This window comes from Kribbella sp. NPDC058245 (genome assembly GCF_042882005.1).
Taxonomy (GTDB): Bacteria; Actinomycetota; Actinomycetes; order Propionibacteriales; family Kribbellaceae; genus Kribbella.
Map to the genome: position 1 here is coordinate 274,392 of NZ_JBHVWY010000009.1, position 25,437 is coordinate 299,828.

General features: G+C 68.6%; 22 protein-coding genes. 12 read left to right on the forward strand and 10 right to left on the reverse strand.

Features of this window, described 5'->3' with window-relative positions; all coding sequences use genetic code 11:
* The first annotated feature begins 19 nt into the window (after window positions 1–19).
* Together ACFVWG_RS22670 and ACFVWG_RS22675 are read left to right on the forward strand one after the other, a co-directional pair.
* A complete protein-coding gene (locus tag ACFVWG_RS22670; RefSeq protein ID WP_391545345.1) occupies window positions 20–856 on the forward strand; it encodes an S-methyl-5'-thioadenosine phosphorylase in 837 nt (278 codons plus the stop codon).
* The gene (locus tag ACFVWG_RS22675; protein WP_391545346.1) at window positions 853–1,884 is read left to right on the forward strand and encodes an NAD-dependent epimerase/dehydratase family protein; all 1,032 of its coding nucleotides are present in this window, start codon (window positions 853–855) and stop codon (window positions 1,882–1,884) included. The genes ACFVWG_RS22670 and ACFVWG_RS22675 overlap by 4 nt, the downstream gene beginning before the upstream one ends.
* Before the next feature lie 137 nt (window positions 1,885–2,021).
* Here ACFVWG_RS22675 and dapA read toward each other — a convergent pair whose 3' ends face one another.
* On the reverse strand, window positions 2,022–2,924 hold the full coding sequence (dapA, locus tag ACFVWG_RS22680) for a 4-hydroxy-tetrahydrodipicolinate synthase (protein ID WP_391545347.1): 903 nt from the start codon (window positions 2,922–2,924) through the stop codon (window positions 2,022–2,024).
* A 71-nt stretch (window positions 2,925–2,995) separates the two neighbouring features.
* On the opposite strand from dapA, the gene ACFVWG_RS22685 reads away from it, so the two are divergent.
* Window positions 2,996–3,862, forward strand: coding sequence for a LysR family transcriptional regulator (locus tag ACFVWG_RS22685; protein ID WP_391545348.1), 867 nt, complete (start codon window positions 2,996–2,998; stop codon window positions 3,860–3,862).
* 80 nt (window positions 3,863–3,942) lie between these two features.
* Here the strand turns inward: ACFVWG_RS22685 and ACFVWG_RS22690 are convergent, their stop codons facing one another.
* Both ACFVWG_RS22690 and ACFVWG_RS22695 read right to left on the reverse strand, forming a co-directional pair.
* A complete protein-coding gene (locus ACFVWG_RS22690) occupies window positions 3,943–5,118 on the reverse strand; it encodes a sensor histidine kinase (RefSeq protein ID WP_391545349.1) in 1,176 nt (391 codons plus the stop codon).
* A complete protein-coding gene (locus tag ACFVWG_RS22695) occupies window positions 5,115–5,813 on the reverse strand; it encodes a response regulator transcription factor (RefSeq protein ID WP_391545350.1) in 699 nt (232 codons plus the stop codon). The genes ACFVWG_RS22690 and ACFVWG_RS22695 overlap by 4 nt, the downstream gene beginning before the upstream one ends.
* 124 nt (window positions 5,814–5,937) lie before the next feature.
* Between ACFVWG_RS22695 and ACFVWG_RS22700 the strand changes: the two genes are divergently transcribed.
* From ACFVWG_RS22700 to ACFVWG_RS22715, 4 genes are read left to right on the forward strand one after another with little or no spacing between them, the layout of a single operon-like run.
* A complete protein-coding gene (locus ACFVWG_RS22700) occupies window positions 5,938–6,588 on the forward strand; it encodes a glycosyltransferase family 2 protein (RefSeq protein WP_391545351.1) in 651 nt (216 codons plus the stop codon).
* Complete coding sequence (locus ACFVWG_RS22705) at window positions 6,585–7,856, forward strand: DUF2064 domain-containing protein (RefSeq protein ID WP_391545352.1); 1,272 nt, start codon at window positions 6,585–6,587, stop codon at window positions 7,854–7,856. Before ACFVWG_RS22700 ends, ACFVWG_RS22705 begins: the two co-directional genes overlap by 4 nt.
* Complete coding sequence (locus ACFVWG_RS22710) at window positions 7,853–9,220, forward strand: glycosyltransferase 87 family protein (protein ID WP_391545353.1); 1,368 nt, start codon at window positions 7,853–7,855, stop codon at window positions 9,218–9,220. The genes ACFVWG_RS22705 and ACFVWG_RS22710 overlap by 4 nt, the downstream gene beginning before the upstream one ends.
* Before the next feature lie 5 nt (window positions 9,221–9,225).
* A complete protein-coding gene (locus tag ACFVWG_RS22715) occupies window positions 9,226–10,110 on the forward strand; it encodes a RimK family alpha-L-glutamate ligase (protein WP_391545354.1) in 885 nt (294 codons plus the stop codon).
* A gap of 3 nt (window positions 10,111–10,113) precedes the next feature.
* Here ACFVWG_RS22715 and ACFVWG_RS22720 read toward each other — a convergent pair whose 3' ends face one another.
* Window positions 10,114–10,374, reverse strand: coding sequence for a WhiB family transcriptional regulator (locus ACFVWG_RS22720; RefSeq protein WP_391545355.1), 261 nt, complete (start codon window positions 10,372–10,374; stop codon window positions 10,114–10,116).
* Window positions 10,375–10,490: 116 nt separating this feature from the next.
* Here ACFVWG_RS22720 and ACFVWG_RS22725 point away from each other — a divergent pair, with 116 nt between their 5' ends.
* Entirely contained in the window at window positions 10,491–11,420 is a 930-nt protein-coding gene (locus ACFVWG_RS22725; protein WP_391545356.1) for a threonine/serine dehydratase, read from the forward strand.
* A 7-nt stretch (window positions 11,421–11,427) separates the two neighbouring features.
* Here the strand turns inward: ACFVWG_RS22725 and ACFVWG_RS22730 are convergent, their stop codons facing one another.
* Window positions 11,428–12,087 (reverse strand): TetR family transcriptional regulator, encoded by a 660-nt coding sequence (locus tag ACFVWG_RS22730; protein ID WP_391545357.1) that lies wholly within the window; start codon window positions 12,085–12,087, stop codon window positions 11,428–11,430.
* Window positions 12,088–12,180: 93 nt separating this feature from the next.
* Here ACFVWG_RS22730 and ACFVWG_RS22735 point away from each other — a divergent pair, with 93 nt between their 5' ends.
* From ACFVWG_RS22735 to ACFVWG_RS22750, 4 genes are all read left to right on the forward strand, one after another.
* A complete protein-coding gene (locus ACFVWG_RS22735; protein WP_391545358.1) occupies window positions 12,181–13,311 on the forward strand; it encodes a prolyl oligopeptidase family serine peptidase in 1,131 nt (376 codons plus the stop codon).
* A 104-nt stretch (window positions 13,312–13,415) separates the two neighbouring features.
* Window positions 13,416–14,663 (forward strand): sensor histidine kinase, encoded by a 1,248-nt coding sequence (locus tag ACFVWG_RS22740; protein ID WP_391545359.1) that lies wholly within the window; start codon window positions 13,416–13,418, stop codon window positions 14,661–14,663.
* Window positions 14,566–15,228: a response regulator gene (locus ACFVWG_RS22745; protein WP_391545360.1), complete on the forward strand. Its 663-nt coding sequence runs from the start codon at window positions 14,566–14,568 to the stop codon at window positions 15,226–15,228. The genes ACFVWG_RS22740 and ACFVWG_RS22745 overlap by 98 nt, the downstream gene beginning before the upstream one ends.
* A gap of 102 nt (window positions 15,229–15,330) precedes the next feature.
* The gene (locus tag ACFVWG_RS22750; protein ID WP_391545361.1) at window positions 15,331–17,493 is read left to right on the forward strand and encodes an MMPL family transporter; all 2,163 of its coding nucleotides are present in this window, start codon (window positions 15,331–15,333) and stop codon (window positions 17,491–17,493) included.
* On the opposite strand, the gene ACFVWG_RS22755 is transcribed toward ACFVWG_RS22750, so the two are convergent.
* From ACFVWG_RS22755 to ACFVWG_RS22775, 5 genes are all read right to left on the reverse strand, one after another.
* A complete protein-coding gene (locus tag ACFVWG_RS22755; RefSeq protein ID WP_391545362.1) occupies window positions 17,475–18,920 on the reverse strand; it encodes a glycosyltransferase family 87 protein in 1,446 nt (481 codons plus the stop codon). The two genes, ACFVWG_RS22750 and ACFVWG_RS22755, sit on opposite strands and share 19 nt — an antisense overlap.
* Before the next feature lie 121 nt (window positions 18,921–19,041).
* Window positions 19,042–19,839, reverse strand: coding sequence for an alpha/beta fold hydrolase (locus ACFVWG_RS22760; RefSeq protein ID WP_391545363.1), 798 nt, complete (start codon window positions 19,837–19,839; stop codon window positions 19,042–19,044).
* A 61-nt stretch (window positions 19,840–19,900) separates the two neighbouring features.
* Window positions 19,901–22,651 (reverse strand): ATP-binding protein, encoded by a 2,751-nt coding sequence (locus tag ACFVWG_RS22765; protein WP_391545364.1) that lies wholly within the window; start codon window positions 22,649–22,651, stop codon window positions 19,901–19,903.
* A 19-nt stretch (window positions 22,652–22,670) separates the two neighbouring features.
* On the reverse strand, window positions 22,671–22,859 hold the full coding sequence (locus tag ACFVWG_RS22770) for a hypothetical protein (protein WP_391545365.1): 189 nt from the start codon (window positions 22,857–22,859) through the stop codon (window positions 22,671–22,673).
* 45 nt (window positions 22,860–22,904) lie between these two features.
* On the reverse strand, window positions 22,905–25,415 hold the full coding sequence (locus ACFVWG_RS22775) for a YfhO family protein (protein ID WP_391545366.1): 2,511 nt from the start codon (window positions 25,413–25,415) through the stop codon (window positions 22,905–22,907).
* Window positions 25,416–25,437 lie beyond the last annotated feature (22 nt).

The following is a 25,437-nucleotide window of genomic DNA, read 5'->3' on the forward strand; positions in this document are numbered from 1 at the left end:
GGCAATTAGCGTCGGAGTCATGGTTGATATCGGTGTGCTCGGTGGTTCCGGCTTCTACTCGTTCCTGGCGGACGCGCGCCGCGTCGACGTCAGTACGCCGTTCGGTCCGCCCAGCGAACCACCGGTCGTCGGCGAGGTCGCCGGGCGTGAGGTCGCCTTCATCCCACGGCACGGCACCGACCACCGCTTCCCGCCGCACCGGGTCAACTACCGCGCCAACCTCTGGGCCCTGCGCGAACTCGGTGTCCGCCAGGTCCTCGCGCCCTGCGCCGTCGGCTCCCTGCGCGCCGAGCTGACGCCCGGCACCTTCCTCGTCCCGGACCAGTATGTCGATCGCACGTGGGGCCGGCCGCAGACCGTGTACGACGAGGCTGCGGTGCACACGTCGGCCGCTGACCCGTACTGCCCGGTCGGGCGGTCCACGATCATTGCCACCGGCAACGTCGTACCGAACGGGACGATGGTGGTGATCAACGGACCGCGGTTCTCGACCCGCGCCGAGTCGCTGTGGCACGCGGCGCAGGGCTGGTCGGTCGTCGGGATGACCGGCGCGCCCGAGGCCGCGATCGCCCGGGAACTCGCTCTCTGCTACACCTCCCTCGCCGTCGTCACCGATCACGACGCCGGCCTCCAGCAAGGCGACGGGGTGACGGAGGCCGAGGTCTACAAGGTCTTTGCCCACAGCATCGACCGCCTCAAGTCCCTCCTCACCGACGTCATCCCCCGCCTTCCCGCCGGTGCGGACTGCAGCTGTCACCATTCCCTCGACGGCACCGCCGCCGAGGCAAGAACGCCGGAGAGCGCTCCCCGGCCCGACCTCGGCGCCGACGCGTTGAGTGGGGTGGCGCAGCGATGAGGGTTCTACTGACTGGGGGTGCCGGCTTCATCGGGCGGCACGTACACAACCAGCTGACCGCCGAAGGGCACGACGTACTGGTCTTCGACTCGCTGCGGCCGGACGTCCATCGGATTCGCCCGGAACCGAGGGACGACCTGATCGTCGGCGACATCCGGAACGCCGAAGATCTCCGGAGAGCGCTCCCCGGGATCGACACCGTGATCCACCTGGCCGCCAAGGTCGGGCTCGGCGTCGATCTGGACGATATCGACGACTACGTCTCCACCAACAGCCTCGGTACCGCCGTCCTGCTCCGCGAACTCGGGCACGCGAACCTGCGCCACCTCGTCTACGCCAGCTCGATGGTCGTCTACGGCGAAGGCCGCTACGACTGCGACCGCCATGGCCAGGTCGCTCCCGGACCGCGCCGCCCGGAAGACCTCGACGCCGGCCAGTTCGACCCGCCCTGCCCGCGCTGCGCCGAGCCGCTTCGCCCAGGGTTGATCGCAGAGAGCGCTCCCTTGGATCCCCGCAACGCCTACGCCGCCAGCAAACTCAACGGCGAACACCTCGCCGCCTCCTGGGCCCGCGAAACCGGCAGCCGCGTCACCGCCCTGCGCTTCCACAACGTCTACGGCCCCGGCATGCCTCGCAACACCCCGTACGCCGGCGTCGCCGCCCTCTTCCGCTCAGCCCTTGAACGCGGTGAACCACCCAAGGTTTACGAAGACGGCCAGCAGCGCCGCGACTTCATCCACGTCCACGACATCGCCACCGCCGTCACCACCGCCGCCGGAGCCCTCCCCCACCAGCCACCCTTCACGGCGTACAACGTCGGCAGCGGCACCATCAACACCATCGGCACCCTGGCCGCCGAACTAGCTCACGCCTACCAAGGCCCAGCCCCCGTCATCACCGGCCAGTACCGCCTCGGCGACGTCCGCCACATCACCGCCTCGTCGGCCAAGCTCCGCGACGAACTCGGCTGGAAGCCCACCCTCGACCTCCCCGCCGGCCTCGCCGACCTCCTGGCCGCCGACAGCTAGCCGCGCCACGGGGCAACCGGCGTACCGACGAACGGGTAGTGGTCCGCCCTGGCGCGGCAGCTGAGGCGACCGAGTGCTCTCTGAGCACCACAGCAACCGACCATCACCCGTTGGTCGGTACACCCACCCCGCCCGATTTACTTGCCGGAAGCAACGAGTAGGGACGCGACGGTAGTTGCGGCGTGGAGGGCGGTTGCGGCTGTCTTCGGGTCAGCGGGGAGCAGCGGGAGCCGGACGTGACCGGTCGGAATCCGGCCTTGGGCCGCGAGCACCGCCTTGATCACGACCGGGTTGGGTTCGGCGAAGAGCGCTCTCGACAACGGAGTTACCTGGTGGCCGAGCTTCCGGGCCCGGACCACGTCGCCGGTCTGCCAGGCGGTGAGGAGGTCGGCGTAGACCCGCGTCGCCACGTTCGCGCTGGCGAGGATCGCGCCGGCAGCACCCAGCGCGAGCATCGGTCCGGCGTACAGGTCATCCCCGGCCAAGACGCTCACGCCGTTGGGCACGCGGCTCAGGAACGTCATCGTCGTCTCGTCGATCCCGCCGACCGCGTGCTTGAACCCGGCGACATTCGGCAGCTCCGCCAGCCGCACGAGCGTCTCCGCACTCAGCGTCCGCCCGGTCCGATACGGAATGTTGTAGATCACCAGCGGCACCGGGCTCGCCGCGGCAAGCTGCCGGAAGTGCTCGACGACACCTTCCTCGGACGGCCGCGTGTAATACGGCACCACGACCAGCGCCGCGCTCACAGGTGAGGCCAGCTCAGCGAGCGCGTCGACCGACGCGGCCGTCGAGTTCGACCCGGCGCCGACGATCAGCGGTGCATCACGCTCGGCACAGACCGCCGTACAGATGTCGAGGACCCGGCGACGCTCGCCAGGACTGAGGGTGGCCGGCTCACCGGTCGTGCCGAGCGCGACGATTCCGGTCGCGCCCTCGTCGAGAACGGCATGAGAGAGCGCTTCCAGCGCATCTTCAGCCAGTACGTCGGCCGCGGTGAACGGGGTGATCAGAGGGACGAAGAGCCCGGTGAATGCCATGCCCCGACGATCACCCGTGCGAACCCATCAGGTCCAGTTCGCATCTCCACCCCAAAGCGTAAGCTCAGCTTATGCTCGACGTCCGCAAGCTCCGTCTGCTCCGCGAACTCGCCCGCCGCGGCACGATCGCGGCCGTCGCCGAGGCGCTCGCGTACACCCCGTCCGCGGTCTCCCAGCAGCTCACCGCGCTCGAACGCGAGACCGGCGTACCGCTGCTCGAACGCACCGGCCGCCGCGTCACCCTCACCCCCGCCGCCCACGGCCTCGTCGAGCACACCGAATCGATCCTCGCCTTGCTCGAGGAGGCGGCGACCGACCTCGAGAACGCGGCGAGAGCGCTCTCCGGTGTTCTCCGGATCGGGGCCTTCCCGACTGCCATCCCGACGGTCGTCACCCCGGCAATAGTTGCCCTGAGCACCGAAAACCCCGGCCTCGGCATGACCGTGGTCGAACTCGATCCCGCCTCGGTCCCCGACGCGCTGCGCACCGAGGCTGTCGACATCGCGCTCGTCCAGGAGTACGACCACGTCCCGGCCGCACCCCACCCGGGCCTGCACACCGAGCCTCTGCTGGAAGAAACCGTCTACCTGGCCACCCGCCGTACCCAATCACTGAGCAGCCTCAACGACGCCCCATGGATCGCCGGCACACCCGGCACGCTCTGCCACACGCTCACCATCAGAGCCTGCGAGGCCGCCGGCTTCACCCCGCGGATCCGCCATCACGCCGACGACTTCGGCGCCGTCCTAGCGCTGGTCGCCGCCGACCAGGGCGCCGCCTTCGTCCCCGACCTCGCGGCCGCCACCCCGCCGCCCGGCGTCGTCCTCACACCGCTCCCGATCCAGCGCCGTACCCGTCTCGCCTACCGCCGCGGCACCGCCAACCACCCCGCCGTCGCCGCGGCCCGGAGAGCGCTCCACCACGCTCTCAGCCAGTAGGCAAAGCCACCGGCCGCGGCACGATCAGGAAGAGCACCCGCTGCCGCTGCAACTCGGAGAGCGCTCCATCATGCTCTCGGCTAGTGGGCGGTAACTGGGGGAAGCTCGATTTGGAAGGCGCAGCCGCCGTCGATGTTCGTCACGCCGATCTGGCCGTCGTGGGACTCGACCACACCCCGGGCGATCGCCAGCCCGAGGCCGCCTCCACCCGAGTTCCCGGTCGCGGACGCCGAACCCGAGGCTGAGGCCGGTACCGGGGTCCGCTGTTCGTCACCACGCCAGCCGATGTCGAAGACCCGTTCCAGATCATCGGTCGGGATCCCGCCACACCCATCGGTCACGGCGAGCCGCACTCGTCCGTCGGGCTCCCGATCGACCACCAGCGTGACCGTTCCGCCGGGCTCCGTGTGCCGGATCGCGTTGCCCACCAGGTTCGTCACCGCGCGCGTCAACTCGTCCGGATCCCCTTGCACAGCAAGCCGATCGTCACCGGACGGCGTCGCCACCGCGAGCTCAACCCCTGACGCGCGGGCATGCTCCCCGTTCTCCCCCGCCACGTCTTCGGCCAGCTCGCGCAGACTCACTGCCGACCGCTTCCGCGGCAAGGCCGCCGCCGACAACCGTGACAGCTCGAACAGATCGTCCACGAGGCCGGTCATCCGGTCGACCGTCGATCGCATCTGCCGCAGTGCCCCCGGTACGTCGTCGATCACGCCGTCCTCGAGCCCTTCCGCCACCGCCCGCAACCCGGCCAACGGCGTCCGCAGATCGTGCGACATGAACGCGACCAGCTCCCGCCGGCTCGCCTCGAGAGCGCGCTCTCTCGCGTGTGACGCAGCCAGCTTCTGCCGGGTCATCTCCAGCTCGTCCGTCAACGCCGCGAGCTCGGCCGGTACGGCGCCGTTGAACCGATCGGAAGGCTCGTACGTCGTACCCAACCGCCGCAGCCGCTGACCGACGTCACGCGAACCCTTGCTGATCCAGTGCCCCAGCAGCACCGACATCCCGAGCCCGAGCAGCGCCGCGAACGCCAGTGTCCAGAGCACGACCCACGAGTCGTGTTCGGAGATGAACATCGCGCGCATGCTCTGCAGCACCGCGGCCAGTGCAGCCGCCATCGGCGCCAGCGCGGCGACGATCACCGTCACCCGCAACGAGCGGCGCCGGAACTGCCACAAGATGGCGCCGCCGAGCACCGCGACCACCAACGTCCACAGCGTGGTGAACGCGAGGATCGTCATCGTGTCTTTGTTCATTCGGACTCCCCCGCGAACCGGTAGCCCGTGCGCGGCACGGTCAGCACCAGCTGCGGATCCGACGGATCCGCCTCGATCTTCTCCCGCAGCCGCCGCACGTGCACCGTCACTGTCGACGAGTCGCCGAAGTCCCAGCCCCAGACCCGGCGCAACAGCTCGGCCTTCGTGTACGCCTTGCCCGGATGCGACACCAGATACGCGAGCAGGTCGAACTCGCGATGCGTCAGAGAGAGCTCTCTCCCTTCCAGCAACGCGATCCGGGCCGCGGTGTCGATCCTGATCGGGCCGGCGCTCAGCTTCGTCGGCGTCAGGTCGAGCCCGGCCAGCCGCTCCTCGCGCCGCAGCATCGCCTGCACGCGCAGCGTCAGTTCCCGCGGGCTGAACGGCTTCACGACATAGTCGTCGGCGCCGAACTCCAGACCGACCAGCCGGTCCTCCTCCTCACCGCGGGCGGACAGCATGATCACCGCGGCTCCGTCGTCGGCCGCGCGCATCCGGCGCAGGACCTCCAGACCGGACATCCCCGGCAGCATCACGTCCAGGACGACGACCGACGGTTTCCATTGCTGCCAGACCTCGACCGCCGCGATCCCGTCCGCCACCACGCGAGCGTCGTACCCGGCCTTGGTCAGGTACGCCGAGACGACGTTGGACACGGTCGGGTCGTCATCGACGACGAGCACACGAGTAGCCACGATCAGAGCCTAGGTCTTCCGGACCCCGCAGCGCTGGACCGAGACCCGGAGAGAGCGCTCACCGTAAGCGACCCGTAGCCGCCGGCGGCCACTTCGGAGGCCCGATCTTCCCTACGGTCGAAGGGTGGCTGTCGATCTCGTACTGCCCTGCCTCGACGAGGCGGCGGCGCTCCCCTGGGTACTCACCCGGCTTCCGGCCGGCGTCCGAGCCGTTGTCGTGGACAACGGCTCGACCGATGGATCGGCGCAGCTCGCCGCTGAACTCGGGGCGACCGTCGTGCACTGCTCGATCCGCGGGTACGGCGCCGCGTGTCATGCCGGTCTGGAGGCGGCCGATGCCGAGGTGGTCGCGTTCATGGATGCCGACGCGTCCCTCGATCCGCGGCAGCTCGTCCGGGTGACCGCGCCGATCTTGGCCGGGAACGCGGACCTGATGGTGGGTCGCCGGAGAGCGGTCTCTCGCGATGTCTGGCCGTGGCATCTCCGGCTGGCGAACGCCGAACTGTCCCGCCGGATCAGGCGCCGTACCGGCGTGGTCCTGCACGACCTCGGCCCGATGCGAGCGGCCCGCCGAACGGCGTTGCTGGACCTCACGCTGCTGGATAGGCGATCGGGCTACCCACTCGAGACCGTCGTACGGGCCGCTGATGCCGGCTGGCGGATCTCCGAGGTGGACGTCGACTACCTGCCACGCTCGGGCCGATCGAAGGTCACCGGTACGCCGCTCGGCGCCGCGCGGGCCGTCCTGGACATGTCGAAGGTGCTGAAGGCATGACCGCAGACATTGCCACGCGCGGCACGCTGATCGTGATCGCGAAGGAACCGGTTCCCGGTCGGGTCAAGACCCGGCTGCAGACCGAGTTCACCCCGCATGAGGCCGCCGCCCTCGCCCGCGCCTCCCTGGTCGATACGTTGACCACCGTCCGATCGGCTCCGGCCGAACGCCGCGTACTGGTCCTCGAAGGCCAACCGGGCCCCTGGCTCCCGCCGGGGTTCGAGGTGATCCCGCAACGCGGCGACGGACTCGACGAGCGGCTCGCGGCCGCCTTCGAGGACTCCTTCGACGGATCGCCGATGTTCCTGGTCGGCATGGACACCCCGCAACTGCCGAGCGAGCTGCTGGGCTTCAACTGGCCCGGGTACGACGCTGTGCTCGGGCTGACCGAGGACGGCGGGTACTGGTGCCTCGGGCTGCGCGAACCGGACGACGCGGCACTGATCGGCGTACCGATGTCGACCGAGCACACCGGCCGGGATCAGCTGCGACGCCTGGAGAGACTGGGAAAGCGCGTTCTCCTGTTGCCGACCTTGCGGGACATGGACACCCCACAGGATGCGGCCGTGATCGCCGCGGACCATCCGTCGCTGCGGCTGTCGCGGTTGTTCCGGCGGTTGCAGCATGCGGCGCATCCGGGGTTGCTGTTCGAGCAAGCGCTGGACGGTACGGCGCGAGTGGTTGCCACCGGCATCGACGGGCGAACCGTACCGTCGCTGTGCGAGCTGGACCGGTGGCAGTCACCAGCCGACGACGTCGACCGGCTCGCGTTGAGCCGCTGCGAAGGACCGGTTCTCGACATCGGCTGCGGGCCTGGTCGGATCGTGATGGCCCTTGCTGAGCAAGGGATTCCCGCGCTCGGTGTCGATGTGTCGCCGCAAGCGGTGTCGCTGACGACGTCACGCGGTGCGGCGGCACTGCGGCGACCGGTGCAAGATCGACTGCCGGCGGAGGGGCGTTGGGGCAGCGTCGTCCTGATGGACGGCAACATCGGCATCGGCGGCGATCCCGCTGACCTGCTCCGGCGCTGCGCGGAACTTGTGCGTCCTAACGGGCTGGTCCTGGTCGAGGTCGATCCCGACGACGACCTCGACGACACCGATCCGATCGTCCTGCGCAGCTCCACCGGCCGCCGGTCCACGCCGTTGCCCTGGGCAAGGATCGGCAGCCGGACCCTGCTCCGCCACGCCCGCACCACCGCCCTCCACCCCACCGAAGACTGGCGCACCCCGCACCGAGCCTTCCTTACTCTCCGCCGTACCGCATGATCCCCCGCGCCACCATCCCGGCAAGCCCGGCAAGCCTGTGGTCGGGAGGCGGAGTTGCCGTCGGCATCGCCGTGCTGACGATCTGGGCGCACGCCGCCAGTTGGTGGCCGAACGTTCTCCTCGTGATCGGCTGTCTGATCGTCGGCGTCGTGATCTGGCGGCTCGGGCGCGGCCTCAGCATCGCCGCGGTCGTCGTGGTTGCCGCCTTGTGCCAAGTACCCGGGCTGACTCACCCGCCGATCACCAGCACCGACGCGTACCGGTACGTGTGGGACGGACGAGTCCAGTTGGCCGGCCACTCGCCGTACGCGCATGTGCCCTTGGACGACGCCTTGGCGGAGCTGCGAGATCCGCTCCTGTTCCCGGGACTGTCCCCAACGCAGAGATCGGGAGTGAGCGCTCCCCCGAGTCTCTCGACCGATCCCGCGACCGTGGCCACACTCGCCGCCGACGACCCACGGACGCTCATCAATCGGCCCCGCGTACCGACCATCTACCCCCCGATCGCACAGGTGTACTTCACGCTCGTCGCAGCTGTGACCCCATGGTCGGCCGGAACGCTCGGGCTGCAGATCGCCGCCGGCCTGCTCGCGGTTGCACTCACCTGGCTACTCGCAGCAACAACGCGGGATCGCCGCTGGGCGGCGCTGTGGGGTTGGTCACCGATCGTGGTCCTCGAGGCCGGAAGCGCCGCCCACGTTGACGTTCTGGGCGCCCTGCTCATCACCGCCGCCGTCATCACCTCGGCCCGGCGCCCACGGCTCGCCGGGATCCTGCTCGGCGCCGCCGCGAGCGTGAAGCTGCTGCCGCTTCTGTTGATCCCCGCGTTCCGGGTCCGGCAGTCGATTGTTGCCGTGGGCACCTTCGTCGCCACCTACATCCCGTACGTCGCCGCCTCCGGCGCCCTGGTGCTCGGGTTCCTGCCGGGCTACCTGACCCAGGAGGGGTTCTCCGACGGCAGCACCAGATTCGCGATTCTCTCGCTCCTGCTGCCTCCTGAGGCTCGTCAGCTCGTCGCCGTTCTGCTCGCGGGAGCGCTCTCCGTGCTCGCGTTCCGGCGCCGCGGCCGCGAATCGCTGGCCGTCACCTGCTGCTGGCTGTACGGCGCTGCGCTGCTGATCGCCACTCCGACCTACCCCTGGTACGGCCTTCCCCTGATCGCGCTGGCAGCGCTCTCCCGGCGGCCCGAGTGGATCGCCGTACCGCTGGCGTCGTACCTGGCCTATGCCACCGTCGGGCACGACAGCCGCCAAGGGCTGATCTACCTGGTCGCCACTGTCATCGTTGTCATCACTACTACGCTGCGTCACCGTTCGGTTGCCGCAAAGCAGTTTGACGTGAACCGGACCGCCAACCAACACTGAGCAGCGTGACCAAACGCATCGCGATCGCGACCTCGGCCGACTGGCCCGAGCTGCTGCCGGAAGAGCGCCCGCTCCTGGACGCGTTCCCCGCCGCCGGCCTCGAAGCCGTCCCCGCAGTCTGGACGGACCCCTCGATCGACTGGTCCGCGTTCGACGCGGTGCTGCTGCGCTCGGTCTGGGACTACTACACGCGGCACCTCGAGTTCACCGAGTGGCTCGGGCAGCTCGACAAGGCCGGCGTACTGGTCCTGAACGAGACCGACCAGGTGCGCTGGAACAGCGACAAGCGCTACCTCCTCGAGCTCCGCGAGCAGGGCGTCGCGATCGTGCCGTCTCAGGTCGCGGCGGGCGCGTGCCTGCGCGAGGTCGTCGCCGGGCTCGAAGGTCAGCAGATCGTCATCAAGCCGACCGTGAGCGGGGCGGCGTACAACACCATCCGCGGGCTGGCCGGATCGGCCGAGCTCGACGCAGCGATGACCGAACTGCCCGAGGACGTGTACCTCGTCCAGCCGTTCCTGCCCGAGATCCAGACCGACGGCGAGTGGTCGCTGCTGTTCTTCGGCGGCGAGTACAGCCACGCGGTGGTGAAGCGCCCGGCAGCTGGTGACTACCGGGTGCAGCAGATGTTCGGCGGCGAGTCGACGCTCGAGGAGCCGACGCCCGCCATCCTGGAGAGCGCCAAGATCGCGCTCTCCGCAGCGAGAACTGTATTCAATACTTTCCCCGCCCCACCGCCCCGGTCTGGACCGACCTACGCCCGGGTCGACGGCGTCGTCGTCAACGGCCGCTTCCTGCTGATGGAGCTCGAACTCATCGAGCCCTACCTCTTCATCCCCGAGCACCCGCCGGCCGCCGACCATCTGGTCAGCGCCATCGCCGCGCAGCTCTGAACCTCAGCTGGCAGCAGACTCCGGATGGCCGCGGCGGCGGCCATCCAGGAACGTGATCCCGGCCGCGGTCCCCGTGTACTTGGTCCGGCGCGCCCAGTCGTAGCACTCGTTCAGCACCGGGCATGAGGTCAGGCACAGCTCGCGCGCCTTGCGCTGCTCGAAACGGGTCGCTGTCTCGTCGTACGCGCCGGCCTGCCCACGACAGGCAGCGCGATCCATCCAACGGTCGTTGGGATCGACGATCACGGTCAGAATCGGCCTCATGACAACGACGGTAGATCCCAGGGAGCGCTCTCCGGGGCGCGTCTCAGAATACGGTCGTTTGTCGATCGACTTACTTCACTTTCCACCGGGCTCCGGCCGCGGCATAGGGTCGAGCCATGCCGACGCTCGACGAGATCCGCACCGCCGCTGACCAGCTGCACGGCCGCATCCACCGCACCCCGATGCTCAGTTCATCGGCCCTGGACGCCCAGTTCGGCGCGGAGCTCGCACTGAAGGCCGAACTGTTCCAGAAGACCGGCAGCTTCAAGGTCCGCGGACTCCTCACCAAGCTCCTGCAGCTGACACCCGAGGAGCGAGCACGCGGCGTGGTGACAGTGTCGGCAGGCAACGCGGCCGGCGCGGTGGCTTGGGCTGCGCGGGACGCGGGGATCCCGGCCACCGTGGTGATGGCGACAACCGCCGTACCGGCGAAGGTTGAGGCAGCGCGCGGGTATGGGGCCAGGATCGAGTTGGTGGACGGCGACCTCCTTGCCGCGTACGACGAGATCCGGAGAGAGCGCGATCTCACCGGCGTCCACCCGTTCGACGACGAGCAGGTGATCACCGGTCACGGCAGTCTCGGACTGGAGCTGCTCGAAGATCGCCCAGACCTCGACACCGTGCTCGTACCGGTCGGTGGCGGCGGCCTGATCTCCGGCGTCGCCCTCGCGGTCAAGCTGCTCAAACCCACCATCCGCGTCATCGGCATCGAGCCGGAGCAGGCCGACGTGGTGAGCCGCAGCCTCGCGGCCGGCCAACCGCAACGGCTACCGACCGCGCGCTCGATCGCGGACGGCCTGGCCGCGCCGATCTGCGGTACCCGCAACTTCCCGATCATCCAGCAGTACGTCGACGACGTCGTACGGGTCGGTGAAGACACGCTGCTCGCAGCGACCCGGCTCGTCATGTCGCGCACCAAGCTCGCCCTGGAGCCGGCAGCCGCCGCCCCGTTCGCTGCCCTGCTCGAAGGCAGCATCCAGCTCAACGGGGCGACGGGCGTCGTGATCAGCGGCGGCAACCTGGACGTAGCCAAGCTCAACCTCTGACGATCACCTACTGATCAGGCTGGCGCCTGCTGGCGGCGATGAGCCTGTCATCGAAGTCGCCCGGCGGCAGCGCGGCATCCGGCAGCGGCGTGAGGTCGGGGCGAGCCCGCATCCCGTCGAGCAGGAGGGCCAGGTAACGGCGCCAGAGATCGGGCCGATCGAGGTGGTCCGTGACCGCGCCGAGCATCAGTTGAATGGTCGGGAAATCGGGCGGAGCGATGTCCTGCCGCAACACTCCCGCATCCTTGGCCCGCGTCACCAACTCATGGATCAGCGGCGCCACTCGCTCGCGCATCTGCGCCTGCCGCTCCGGACCCCGGCCGGTACCGAGCATGACCTCACGTAGTCCGCGATCCATGGCTTGGACCTCGCAGGTCTTCTCCAGCGCGGCCACCAGTCCGAGCCAGGCATCCGGCTCGGACAGTGCCGCCCGGGTCGCCGCCTCGACGGTGTCGACCATGTCGTCGAACAGCGCGTCGACCAGCGCCTCCTTGTCCGGAAAACGCCGGTAGACGGTACCGACCCCGACGCCGGCGTGATGCGCCACGTCGTTCAGCGTCGCCCCGATCCCCCGGTCCCGGAACACCTCGCGGGCGGCGGCGACCACCCGGCGGCGGTTCAGTTCGGCATCCTTGCGCAACCGTGGCGCAGCGCCTTCGGTCTCCACGTCACCTCATCCAGACAAGCGGATACAACATATCCGGTTAGTGCTACGGTAGTAACCGGATAGATCGTATCAACTTATCTCGGAGGTTCGGCCATGAGACCACGCAAGATCATCACGATGCTCGCCACTGTGGCGCTGACGGGAGGCAGCCTGACCGCCTGCTCCTCGAGCGACGACACATCAAACAGCAGTACGGCGTCCTGTCCGCAACCGACGGTAGGAGGTGCTGGCGCGAACCCACCCGCGGGTGCGGCAGCCAACCTCCCGCTCGCCAAGACCATCACGCCGAGCGACACCAGCACGAGCACCGTCATCGATGGCAGCGGCCCCGCGATCCAGTGCGGCAAGACAGCGCTGAAGACCACCAACGACATCGTCTACGACTCGCCCGTCTCAGGCGGGAAGCAAGTACCGCTCAAACTCGATCTCCAGGTACCACAGACAGGCGGCGCGAGGCCGCTGGTCATCTACCTGACCGGCGGCGGGTTCTCCAGCGCGAACAAATCCGGCAACCTCGATCAGCGCACCTACGTGGCCGAGCAGGGCTTCGCAGTCGCGAGCATCGAATACCGCACGGTCCGGAACGGAGCGACGTACCAGGAGATCGTCGGCGATGTGAAGTCGGCCATCCGCTTCCTGCGTGCGCATGCCGCCGAGTACGGCATCGACCCGGCCAAGGTCGCGGTCTGGGGGCAGTCCGCCGGCGGGTACCTCGCCGCGATGACCGGCGTCACGAACGGCCTCGCCCAGTTCGAGGGCACCGGCAACCCTGGGCAGAGCAGCGAGGTACAGGCGGTCGTCGACGAGTTCGGCCCCGCCGACATCGCGAAGGTCGCCGCCGACTTCGACACCGCGGCCCAGAAGTCCAACTACACCCCGGGCAACTCGCTCGCCCAGGTCATCTTCGGCCCCGGCACCAAGCTGTCCGTCACCGCCGAGCCCGCCGTGACTGCGAAGGCGAACCCGGCCACCTATGCCGACGCCTCGGACCCTTCGTTCGTCTTCCTGCACGGCAGCGCCGATCAGCTCGTGTCGCCGAGCCAAACCCTCGCCCTGCACAACTCACTGCGGGCCGACGGAGTCGACTCCACCCGCTACGTCGTCCAGGACGCCAACCACGGCGACCTGGCCTTCCTGACCGGCGACGCCAACGCCGCCAGTCAGTGGTCCTCACAACAGGTCATGGGCACCATCGTCAGCTTCCTCACCAAGCACCTCACCTGACCACGCAGCGACGCGGCCAAGCTCGACCTACTGCGCTCGTAGCAGGCACTCCATACCGCGTGCAGACGATGCGGCGTCGCCAGCTGACGCCGTACTGTCGACCTATGGGTGCATACATCAGGCAGCGCCCCTTCGCGGGCGACTGCCTCCTCGCCCTGGCCATTCTGGTGCTCAGCGTCCTGCACCTCGTCGGCAAAGCCAGTGACAGCAACCAGCTCGACCTGACGGCCGGCATCGCCGCCTGCGTGTTCGCCTGCGCCACGCTGCTCTACCGCCGCGCAGCGCCTTTCACAGTGCTGGCTCTGACCACTCTGGCCGTAGTCGCGTTCACCGTCGTCGAACAGATCAAGAGCCCGATCGCGCTCACCATGGCCGTCGCCGTCTACACCGTGGTGACACGCAAGGAGGCCCGCACTCGCACGATCGTCACCAGTGCCGCAGCCATCGGCACCATCGCAGTGTCGATCGCCTTCACCGAAGGTGACCTGTTCACCAACGTCTTCAGCGCGATCCTGATCCTGTTCGCCGCAGTACTCGGAGAGGCGGTCCGCTACCGCGAGGCCTACCTGGCCGAATCGGAGCAGCGCCTCCAAAGAGCTGAGCAGTTCCGCCAGGAGGAGGCCGAGCGGCGCCTCATGGAGGAGCGTTTGCGCATCGCCCACGAACTGCACGACGTGATCGCTCACCACATCGCCCTGATGAACGTCCAGGCCGGCGTCGCCTCCCAGCTACTGCGTGAGCAGCCGGACGAGGCGGACGATGCACTCGCCCTGGTCCGGCAGAACGGCCGCACGGTGCTGCAGGAGCTGACCGTGCTGCTGGGCGTGCTGCGAACACCCGGTACGTCGATGCCGACCGCACCGGCTCCCGGCCCCGACGATCTGGAGTCGTTGATCGCCTCCTTCACCACAGCAGGACTCGACGTCGTACGGCGGTTGGCCATCACCGACCTCCCCGAGCTGATCGGACTGACGGCGTACCGGATCCTGCAGGAGTCGTTGACGAACGTCGTGAAGCACGCACCTGGTGCCGTGGTGCACGTCCGGTGCGAGCAGCGCGCCGGGTCGCTGCTGATCGAGGTCACCGACGACGGCGGTCGCTGCAGCACGCCGTACCGGAGCAGCGGTGCCGGACATGGTCTGCTGGGTATGCGGGAGCGGGTGTCTGCGGTGGGAGGTGAGCTGTCGACAGGTCCGGGAGCCGACGGCGGTTTCCGGGTGCATGCGGTCATCCCCTTGGAGAACGGAGCTGTCAGTGACGATTCGGGTGCTGCTGGCCGACGACCAGACACTGATCCGGAGCGGGTTCCGAGTGTTGGTGAACGCAGCGCCCGGGCTCGAGGTGGTGGCTGAGGCGGCCAATGGCCGAGAGGCGGTCGCACTGGCCCGAAGCGAGCGCGCCGACGTAGTGCTGATGGACATCCGGATGCCGGAGCTCGACGGGCTGGCCGCTACCCGGGAGATCGCGGCAGACGAGTCGCTGTCCGGGGTGAAGGTGCTGATCCTGACCACGTTCGAGGTGGACGAGTACGTTTTCGAGGCGATTCGTGCGGGCGCGAGCGGCTTCCTCGGCAAGAGCGTCGAACCGGCCGAGTTGATCAATGGAATCCGGCTGGTAGCTCAAGGAGACGCCCTCCTGTCGCCCAAGGCAGTCCGTGGCCTCATGAACCGCTTCCTGGCAGAGCCGACGGTCGGCGAGGCCACTGGCTCCCGGCTGGACGTGCTCACGACGAGAGAGCGCGAGATCGTCGGTCTGGTCGCTCTAGGGCTGTCCAACGACGAGATCGCCGACCGGCTCGTCCTGTCGCCCCTGACGGTCAAGACGCACGTGAACCGGGCGATGACCAAGCTGGAGGCTCGCGACCGAGCGCAGCTCGTGGTGATCGCCTACCAGACCGGCCTGGTGCGCGCCCGCTGACAAGTACTACAGCCGCAGTACGACGTACCGTCGCTGCAGCAGCCACAACAGCCTGCCGCTGGACGACGCGGAGCACCCGTGCGCGGCTGAAGCATCGACCGCATGGCTACCTCTCTCTACCGGCTCGGCCGGTTCGCCTTCCGCCGCCCCCGTCTGGTCGTCCTCGTCTGGCTCGGGCTGCTCGCAGCAGGCATCGTCGGCACGGCCACGCTCTCCTCCCTGACCCCGGCCGCCTTCTCGATCCCCGGCACCGAATCACAACGGGCCGGTGACCTGCTGCACGAGCGGTTTTCACAGCTGGCCGCGAACAGCGCGACCGCCCGGATCGTCTTCCAGGCAAGGGATGGCGGCAAGCTCAGTGACCCGGCCAGCCGTTCCTTGGTGTCGGCGACCGTCCAACGCCTCTCAACGGCACCACAAGTCAGTACGGCGTCCAACCCGTTCGCGGCCCACGGAATCTCGGCCGACGGAACGATCGCCTACAGCCAAGTCGGCTTCAAAGTCCCCGCCAAGGAGGTCACCCCGCAGGTCCGGGGCGCCATCAAGACTGCGATCGAACCAGCCCGCGCGGGCGGCCTGACAGTCGAGTACGGCGGCGACGCGATGACGGAGACCGAGGCCCCACACCTGACCGAGGTCATCGGGTTCGCGGTCGCCGCGGTGGTCCTCGTCCTGACCTTCGGCTCGGTCGTCGCCGCGGGCCTGCCGTTGCTGTCGGCCATCATCGGCGTCGGCATCGGCGTGACCGCGATCGGCACGGCGTCCGGCTTCTTCGACGTGGCCTCGACAACCTCGGTGCTCGCGTTGATGCTCGGCCTGGCGGTCTCGATCGACTACGCGTTGTTCATCGTCTCCCGCTACCGGCAGGAGCTGTACGACGGCCTGGAGCCGGAGGAGGCCGTCGGCCGCGCGACCGGTACGGCGGGATCGGCGGTGGTCTTCGCCGGCCTGACCGTGGTGATCGCACTCGCCGCCCTGTCGATGGTCGGCATCCCCTTCCTCACCCAGATGGGTCTCGCGGCCGCCTTCACCGTCGTGGTGGCCGTAGCGATCGCGCTGACCTTCCTCCCCGCCATGCTCGCGATCGCGGGTCCGCGGATCCGCCCGGCGTCCGCTCCGGCCGCTCCGGCCGCTCCGGCCGCTCCGGCCGCTCCGGCCGCTCCGGCCGCGAGAACGATTGGGCGCCGATGGGTGGACTTCGTCACCCGACGACCGATCGCGGTGCTGCTGGCTGCCTGCATCGGCCTGGGCGCGTTGGCGATTCCGGCCCTGGACCTCCAGTTGGGGCTCACGAACGACAGCACCGCCAAGCCCGGCACGAGCCAGCGCGCGGCCTACGACCTACTGACTGCCGGTTTCGGACCAGGCTTCAACGGCCCACTCCTCGTGGTCGTCGATGCGGCGGATGCCAAGGCCGCTGCTGACGGCACCGCGTCGGCCATCCGAGGCCTGCCCCAGGTGAAGGCAGTCGGTACGCCGGTCCTGAACCCGGCGGGCGATACCGCCCTGATGACGGTCATTCCGGCTGCCGGACCGAGCGCCCCGGAGACCCGCGAGTTGGTCCGCTCGATCCGCGACCTCCCCCAGACGGTTGGCGTCTCCGTGACCGGGGCAACGGCAGTCACGCTCGATGTGTCGGCCAAGCTCGGGTCCGCGCTCACGCCGTACCTGCTGCTGGTCGTCGGGCTCGCGTTCCTCTTGCTGATGCTGGTCTTCCGGTCGGTGGTGATTCCGCTGAAGGCAACGCTGGGCTTCCTGCTCACTATCGCCGCGACCTTCGGCACCCTGGTCGCGATCTTCCAGTGGGGTTGGCTGGCCGGTCTCTTCGGCGTCGAGGGTCAGACCGGGCCGATCCTCAGCATGCTGCCGATCTTCCTGATCGGGGTCGTCTTCGGCCTGGCGATGGACTACCAGATCTTCCTCGTCACCCGAATGCGCGAGGCCCGTGGGCTCGGCGCGACGCCGCTCGGTGCGGTGGTCCAGGGCTTCAGCCAGTCGGCGCGGGTCGTCACCGCCGCGGCCGTGATCATGATCGCCGTGTTCTCCGGATTTCTGCTCTCCGGCGAGATGATGTTCCGCGAGCTCGGCTTCGGTCTCGCCGTCGCGGTCGCCATCGATGCGTTCGTGGTCCGGCTGACCATCGTCCCCGCCGTGATGGCGCTGCTCGGCCGCTCGGCCTGGTGGCTCCCCCGCCGGCTCGACCGGGTGCTGCCCGCCATCGATGTCGAGGGCGGGCAGCTCCAGGATCAGGCCGGTGCCAACTGACGGGGCGCCTTGGACAGCACGCCGTCGCTCGGGTCGTCGACGACGTCACCTTGGCGGACCGGGTCCTTCTCGGGCAGCAGGATGTCGCGGGCGACCACCAGCATCAGCCAGAGCGTCCCGCCCATCCGCAGCAGGACGGACAGCCAGTAGATGCGGTCGGGAACGTCCGGGTTGCCGGGTTGCAGGAATTGGGCCAGATGCATCCAGACGAGCATCCAGTAGAACATTTCGCAGGCCTGCCAGATGAGCCAGTCACGCAACCGCGGGCGGGCCAGGGCGACCAGTGGCAGCAGCCAGAGCACGTACTGCGGTGAGTAGACCTTGTTGATCAGCAGGAACGCCGCGACCACCAGGAACGCGAGTTGGGCGAAGCGTGGTGGTCGCGGCGCCATCAGCCCGAGGATCGCGATCGAGAGGCAGAGCCCCGCGAAGATCACGATGTTCAGCTGGTTGACGTCGGTGACCTCGTGCTTGGCCAGCTTGAGCACGTACCAGATCGAGCCGTAGTCGCTCTCCCGCTCGTCGTTGAACGTCCAGAACGACAGCCACTCGTTCTTCGCGAGCAGGTAGATCGGTGCGTTCACCAGCGCCCAGGCGACCACCGCGCCCACCACTGCCTGGACGAACGGCCACATCTTGCGACCACGCAGGCAGACGATCAGCAGCGGTCCGAGCAGCAGGAACGGATAGAACTTCGCTGCCGTGCCCAGCCCGATCAGTACGCCGAACCAGATCGGTTTACCGCGCGACCAGGCAAACATCGCGCCGGCGGTGAGTGCGACCGCGAACAGGTCCCAGTTGATCGTCGACGTCACCGCGAGCACCGGTGCGGCAGCGACGTACAGGGCGTCCATCGGCTGCCCACGGGCCGCGCCAGGGCGGCGGGACACACCACGTGCCGTGGCCACCGTCAGACCGACCGTGAGCAACGCACACAGGAACAGCAGGATGATGTTCACGACGAAGAAGACACCGGCGGTACTGCGTTTCTGCGCGTCGGTGAGGTCCTTCTTCGGGTCACCGGTGACCAGCCAGGTCAGCTGCGCCGCCACCTCCATGAACGCACCGGTGAGCACCGGGTACTCGAGCACCGGGTAGTCGCCGGTGTCCAGGAACGGGCGGTTGCCCTCGGCAAATCCGCGCTCCTGGTAGAGGAAACCGACATCGGAGTAGCACAGCGCCTTGAACGGCCGCCAGCTCTGCCGGTCCCAGCCGGCGTCCATACACGGCGCCTTCTGCAGTACGCCGAGACCGAAGGTGATCGTGCACACGGCGAGCGCTATCCGCAGTGGCGTCCACCAGGACGAGCTGAGCCGGGCGAACCGGCCGGACCGGCCACCGAGCCCGACCGTCAGCCCAGCGACGGCCGGATCAGCCTCCGACGGCGACAGCCGGTCGTGCGTGGGCCGGCTTCCTGGTTCGCTCACGGTGGGCATCATCTCCTATCCGATCAGCCAACGACCAGGGCAGGTTACCCACCCATCGTTCGGCGCAACACCACCCCCACGCCGAAGGACGCCGGCTGGACCGGAATAGGTTCGCCGCCACTCAACCGGTGGATTGGTCGATCAGCAGCGCCGCGGTGCGCTCCGGGTCCTCCCACCAGAACAGGTGACCGGCACCTTGGAACAGCTCCAGCCGTGCCGCGGGCAACAACTCGGAGAGCCGGAGAGCGTTCTCTGCCGGGATCCCGGCGTCCGCCGTACCGTGCAGGATCAGAGCCGGTACGGCGACCGCTCCGAGCCGTGCCGTGGTGTCGTGGGCCTGGGCAGCCGCCCATTGCATCAGCACGACCGGCACCGGGACCTTCACCGAGAGCGCTCTCCGGCGATAGATCTCGCTTGCCCCGGGTACCTCAGCGGCGTACCGGGCGGACAGGTTGGCCTCGAAGCCGGTGCGGAGCCCGTGCTCGACATCGCGGGTGGCGATCGCCTCGACCATCCGGCGCGACGTCTCCGAGATCACGCCGCCGAGTCCGCCCGCCCAGGTGCTGCCCAAGGCGATCGACCGGACGACGGCCGGGTGCCGCAGAGCCAGCTCCTGGGTGACCATTCCACCCAGCGAGATCCCGAAGACGTGCGCGTCGGACCACCCCAGCGATGCGATCACCGCTGCCGCGTCATCGGCCAGCTCCGCGACCGTGAACGGCTCCTCGGCCCGATCGCCCCGTCCGATCCCCCGATGGTCGTACGCGACGATGTCGAACCTGTCCTCCAGTGCGGAGAGCAGTTCGTCTCCCCACATCTCGTGATGTGCTGCCATCCCCTGAATCAGCAGCAGCGGCGCACCCCGCCCGCGCCGTACATAGTCCAGCCGGCGACCGCCGGTCCCAGTGACGAAGTCCATGGCACTCACTGTGGCTGTAGCGCCTTGCAGTCCACTTGCAGCAACCGAACCGGCCAAGTGCTCAGGCGTCGGTGAGCATCGCGACCATCGCGTTCCACGAGACGGTCTCGTCCCGGACCAACGGTCCGGCGGCAGCCAGCTCCTCCTCCACCCAGCGCTCGCCCACGAGGTAGAGACCGGGCGTCTGCAGCCCTAACCGATCCGCATGCACTTGGACCGCGGACAACAGTTGCGTGGCCTGCTCTACCGGTCGTCCGACGCGCAGCAGGGCGAGTGCGCCGATCCGCAAGGTGTTCAGCGCGTACGGGTAGTCCTCGAGCCACAGGAACCGGGCCAGCGCGGTTCGCAGGGCCGCCAGTGCCTGCTCGGCCGAATCCGGGCTCAGCTCAGGGTGCCGCAGGTAGAGCTCGCCGATGACCTGGCTGGCCCAGCCCTTGTTCCATCCCCTGCTGTGCTCTCGCAGTGCGTCGACGTACTGAAGCATCTCCCCACGGTCCGTCGTCCGCCGCAGCAGCGAGACCGTCCGGACCGACATCGCCGCCGGAACCATCTCGAGTACGCCGACGCGCTCGCAGTACTCGATCATCTGCCCGGTCACCTGCTCAGCGACCTCCGGCGGTGCCGTCAGCGCGGCTCCGATCGCCAGGAAGAACAGCGCCTCGACATAGTCGCGTGCTGGGACGTCGGCCGCGATCTGCGGGATCAGCTCATGCACGACCTCGACAAGGTGTGCCGTACCGGCTTGGTCGCCGGAGAAGTACGTCAGTGCGGTCAGCACGTTCAGCGCCCGCACCCGGTCGAACGCAGACGCGTCCGATGCCGCCTCGAGTGCGGTCCGCAGCATCCGGATCGCCTCACCGTGGTGCACGCCTCGGTAGAGGTAGACGCCCAGCGAGAGTGCAGTCAGCAGCGCCTGCTCGGGGTCATGGGCGAGGTCGTGGGCGAAGCCGGCCCGCAGGTTCGGCAGTTCCGCACTCATCATCCGCACGAAGGCGCCCGCCTGTGAGCCGCGCATGGAGTCCGAGCAGCGCGATGCGAGCAGCCGCACCCACCGCGCCTGCGCAGCACGTGTTTCAGCCGGATCCGGGTCGATGACACGGCAGTAGGCTCGGATGCTCTCCAGCAGCCGGTATCGGGTCGGCTCGGTACTGGTGTCGGCCACGACGACCGAGCGGGTCACGAGTGCGGACAGGGACTCCAGCACGGCTGGCCGACGACCAGGCCAGATCGTCTCGGCCACCTCCAGCGTGAAGCCGCCTTCGAACGCCCAGAGCTTCAGCAGCAGCTCACGGTCGGCCGGATCGAGCAGGTCGACACTCCAGCCGATCGCAGCCTCCAGCGTCGCGTGCCACGCGAGTGACCCACGCGGTACCGGTCCGAGCAGGGCGAACCGGTCGTCGAGCCGGTCGGCGATCTCTCCCAGTCCAAGGACCCGGGCGCGCGCGGCCGCCAGCTCGATGGCGAGCGGGAGACCATCCAGCGCAGTAGCGATCCGCCGAGCCGCCACCAGCTCACCAGGACTCGGCTCCCAACCAGGTCGCATGGCCCGCACGCGGTCCACCAACAGCTCCACCGCGGGTGTCCACGGCAAGGGCTGAACAGCCACAGTGATCTCACCGTCGACTCCGAGCGGCTCTCGGCTCGTGGCGAGGATTCGCAGCGCTGGACAGCTCTGAGTCAACCGGTCGACCAGTTCAGCCGCGGCAGCGACCACGTGCTCGCAGTTGTCCAGCACCAGCAATGCCGACGCCGGCCCGATCCCCTCCACGATGGCCGTCACCGGATCACCGCTGACGACCACACCGACCGCATCCGCCACCGCAGCAGCAACACCAGACCCATCCGGTACGTCGGCCAACCGTGCAACCCATGGCTCAGCAGCCGGGCCCAAAGTGGCTAGGTACTCGACCATCAGCCGTGTCTTCCCCACACCGGCCGGGCCGACAAGGTTCACCAGCCGATGCCGATCCAGCCGCGACGCCAGGACAGCCAGCTCCGCGGACCGGCCGAGGAACGTTGTCAGCGGCCGCCTGATCGGTAGCGGCCGCACAACCCGCATCGGCGCGGCCAGCCGCAGCCGTGGGTCGTGAGCAAGCACCTGCCGTTCCAGCTCCTGCAGCTCAGGTCCGGGGTCGACTCCGAGCTGGTCGGCCAGTAGCTCACGGACGTTCCGTAGTGTCGCGAGCGCATCACCCTGCCGGTCACACCGGTAGAGGCCGAGCACCAGCAAGGCCCAGCGACGCTCGCGTAGCGGGTGCTCGCGGACGAGCCGCTCCAGCTGCACTACTGCCTCGGCCGCATCACCGGTACCCAACCGGGCTGCCGCCAGATCCTCCAGCGCCACCTCACGAAGCTCCGTCAGTCGTCCTCGCTCTGCCGCGACGAGTTCATCAGGCAGCTCGGCGTACGGTTCACCCCGCCACAGGTCCAGCGCCTCGGTCAGCCGGATCCGTGCCTGCTCCGGGCGGTCCCCGGCCAGTTGGCCTCGCGCCGCCTCGATCAACTCCGCACAACGCCGTACGTCGAGCTCGTCCGCGTGCAGGAAGTAGCCGGCCGGCGTGCGACCCAGCCGATCGCGGTACGCCGTTCCAAACGCGGAACGCAGTCTGGACACGTAGGCCTGCATAGCGGTAGCCGCCTTGGCCGGAGGCTGGTCGTCCCACATGGCCTGCGCCAACCGGTCGTCAGAGACCGGTTTGCCGTCCGCCAAGGCAAGGGCCGCGAGCAAGCGCCGGGGCAGCGCTCCCCCGACCTCGACCACCGCCCCGTCGACCAGCACTCGGACGGGCCCCAGAACCCGGCACTCCAGCACAGGGCCACCATAGCGGCGCTCAACGCCTGCCGAGCTCCAGACAGGCCAGCTCCTCGTCCAGTACGGGACAGTTACCGGTGGCCAGGAGCCCAGCCACGAGACGCCGTACATGCACGCCCTTGAGCGGCACAGGTGTGCCGTCCACCTCGAGTTCCAGCGGGCCGAGCACTCGGCACCCGAACCGCTGCGCCACACGGACTGCAGTCATGCGACCACAGTCCGCCCAGCACCTTGCAATCCGCCTGCAAGTGGCTCAGAAACCTGGTCGACGCCGTTCGCTGACCATCAGGATTCCGGCCAGTGCGCACAGGACGGCCAGTGCGCCGACCGCCAGGACCAGTCCGGCCTCCAGACCGCGCGGTACGTAGCTGCACGACACCTTGCGCGCCTTCGGCCCTACCGGTACGGCGATCAGTCCGGAGAGCGACTCTGGTGGCTTGGCGGCCTTGCCGTCGACGGAGCAGCTCCAGCCCGGCGTACTGACGACGCCCAGGACCATAGTGCGGGCCTGGCCTGCTTTGAATCGCGCTACGACGTCATGGCCGCCCACCTCGACCTCGGCCGGCTTACTGTTCTGCAGGTCGGTGACCGCTGCCTTCAGCCGGTCTGGGTCCAGACAGCCGATCGCACCGATCGGCAGCCGGGTTGGCGCCGACACCCGGATCCGCACGTCGGCAACGCCGTTCGGGCGCGCCCTGCCGACCCACAGCATCGGAGCGCCGGTGTAGGTACCAGGGCGTTTCGCCTCCGGCTTCAGCACCTGCCTCCAGCCGTCACCGCTGATCATCACGTCGCCGACGAACTCCGGTCCGCGCAGGTAGACGCCGGAGCCCGGTTTGCAGGAGGCGGTCAGTTTGAGCTCAACAGGGTCGTCGGAATTTCGCAGTGGGCGCATGCCGATCCCCCAGTCCCGCTGAGCGGCCGTAGCGCCTTTGGACGCCCAGACGCCCACCTTCGGGACCGTGTAGACGTCAGCACCCAGTGCGGTCTCCTGTACGCCGAACGCTCCCGGATCCGTCGACACCCACGGCTTCGCCGGCCGTAGCGTCACCAGCGGACTCACCGGCCGCTTGGTCAGTGCGAACGTCCCTCGCCGTCCTTCCTGCACCCGGGCGCCTACTGCGAAGACCGAGTCGATCACTGGGTTCTTCGGATCGATCGGAGCCCGGCCGTACGAGCTGTACCCGAAGCCCAGGCTGACCAGTGAATCGGACAAGGACCGCTGGATCGTGCTGGTGTAGTACTCCGCACCCTGACCACCGATCAGCATTGGATCGTTGACCGTCGTGTACTGACTCGCAGACACGCGCTGCTGCGGCCAGTCGTCAGCCGACTCCACCAGTGCGCGGATCGACTCCTGCTTCGCACCCCATGGCTCGTAGTCGTGCATGAACTTCGACCGGGCCTCGTCGATCGCCACTGACGACAACGTGGTCTCCACCAGCACCGCACCGATCAGGAGGCCGACCGCGATCCGCCGTACCCAGAGCAGTGTCCCTGGACGCCACCGCGTCAGCAGAAACGCCAGTACAGCAACACCAGCAACCACCGGTACGACGTCCCGCGTGGTCGGCGTGATGGTCGGCAGGTCGGACACGTTGGTGAACAGCGCACCGACCAGCACCAGCGGCACAACCACTGAGAGGAAGTTGCGGACACCGGACGCCACGGACATCCAGCCGACCACGACCAGCATCCCGGCCACCACGAACGCCTGCCGGTACGGACTGCCGTTCGGAGCGTCGAACCCGTGCCACACCTCGTGTGGGTACGGCAACTGCAGCGTCACGACTGTCAGCACTACGAACAGCGTCCAGACGAACCGCTCCCACCGCGACACCGCACGGTTGAACGGGAAGCTCAGCGCGAGCAGGAGCATGACCGTGCCGACAGCCAGCCCAGGCGACGTACCGACGCCTTCAGAGCCTGGCAGTAGCCGCGAGAGGAACTCTCGCCAACCCAGCGGAGTGAAGACCTCATCAGGACTCGGTGTGGCCGTCTGCACCAGCCAGTACGTCGGCAGCAGCAGCGGAGCCGCCAGTGCGATCCCCACCGCGACACCCACCAGGCAGCGGAACCCACCTTCGACCCGGCGGCCGAAGCTCCCACCTTCGGTGTCGGACAGCACCCGCGCCAGTACGACGATGGCCGCGCCCAGCGTCGCCATGTAGACCGTGTAGAAGTGCGACATCCACAGCAGCGCGACGACGAACGGTGTGACCACCAGCCCGGTCAGAGAGCGCTTGCGCCAGATCCACTCACACAGCAGGCAGATCACCGGAAAGGCGATCAGACCGTTCAGCCACTCGGTCATGTACGCCGCATCATCAATCGCCCAGCCACAGGTCGCGTACGACACTCCAGCGAGCGCAGCCAGCCACACCGGCCCGGCTGGTCGCAGCAAGCGCAGGTACGCCGTCATGGCGGCGGCAGCGGCTCCGATCGCGGCTGTCGCGATCACGTACATGGCCAGGTCGATGCGGTCCCGCGGGAACAACAGCACCATCCAGGACAGGCTGGTCCCGAGGTAGCCCATGAAGTCGCCGATGAACGGGACGCCGTACCCGCTCGACCAGTTCAGCATGAAGTCGCCCGGCGCCTGTCCGGTGAGCAGGTCGCGCAGATAGGCGTGCATCGGGACGAACTGCTGCCCGAGGTCATTGGTGTTCCGCGGCAGCGCCCCGAACGGGTAGGTGCCGCGGATGATCCCCGACGCGACAAAGGTCGCTGCTGCCGCCAGAGCGGCAGCCGGCACGGCCCGCATCTCACCACCGCGCCAGCGCCGG

Bases quoted from the DNA above. Each gene is read 5' to 3' on its own strand.
- ACFVWG_RS22670 (WP_391545345.1), top strand. From the start codon at position 20: ATGGTTGATATCGGTGTGCTCGGTGGTTCCGGCTTCTACTCGTTCCTG.
- ACFVWG_RS22675 (WP_391545346.1), top strand. From the start codon at position 853: ATGAGGGTTCTACTGACTGGGGGTGCCGGCTTCATCGGGCGGCACGTA.
- dapA (WP_391545347.1), bottom strand. From the start codon at position 2,924: ATGGCATTCACCGGGCTCTTCGTCCCTCTGATCACCCCGTTCACCGCG.
- ACFVWG_RS22685 (WP_391545348.1), top strand. From the start codon at position 2,996: ATGCTCGACGTCCGCAAGCTCCGTCTGCTCCGCGAACTCGCCCGCCGC.
- ACFVWG_RS22690 (WP_391545349.1), bottom strand. From the start codon at position 5,118: ATGAACAAAGACACGATGACGATCCTCGCGTTCACCACGCTGTGGACG.
- ACFVWG_RS22705 (WP_391545352.1), top strand. From the start codon at position 6,585: ATGACCGCAGACATTGCCACGCGCGGCACGCTGATCGTGATCGCGAAG.
- ACFVWG_RS22710 (WP_391545353.1), top strand. From the start codon at position 7,853: ATGATCCCCCGCGCCACCATCCCGGCAAGCCCGGCAAGCCTGTGGTCG.
- ACFVWG_RS22720 (WP_391545355.1), bottom strand. From the start codon at position 10,374: ATGAGGCCGATTCTGACCGTGATCGTCGATCCCAACGACCGTTGGATG.
- ACFVWG_RS22725 (WP_391545356.1), top strand. From the start codon at position 10,491: ATGCCGACGCTCGACGAGATCCGCACCGCCGCTGACCAGCTGCACGGC.
- ACFVWG_RS22735 (WP_391545358.1), top strand. From the start codon at position 12,181: ATGAGACCACGCAAGATCATCACGATGCTCGCCACTGTGGCGCTGACG.
- ACFVWG_RS22740 (WP_391545359.1), top strand. From the start codon at position 13,416: ATGGGTGCATACATCAGGCAGCGCCCCTTCGCGGGCGACTGCCTCCTC.
- ACFVWG_RS22750 (WP_391545361.1), top strand. From the start codon at position 15,331: ATGGCTACCTCTCTCTACCGGCTCGGCCGGTTCGCCTTCCGCCGCCCC.
- ACFVWG_RS22760 (WP_391545363.1), bottom strand. From the start codon at position 19,839: ATGGACTTCGTCACTGGGACCGGCGGTCGCCGGCTGGACTATGTACGG.
- ACFVWG_RS22770 (WP_391545365.1), bottom strand. From the start codon at position 22,859: ATGACTGCAGTCCGTGTGGCGCAGCGGTTCGGGTGCCGAGTGCTCGGC.
- ACFVWG_RS22775 (WP_391545366.1), bottom strand. From the start codon at position 25,415: ATGCGGGCCGTGCCGGCTGCCGCTCTGGCGGCAGCAGCGACCTTTGTC.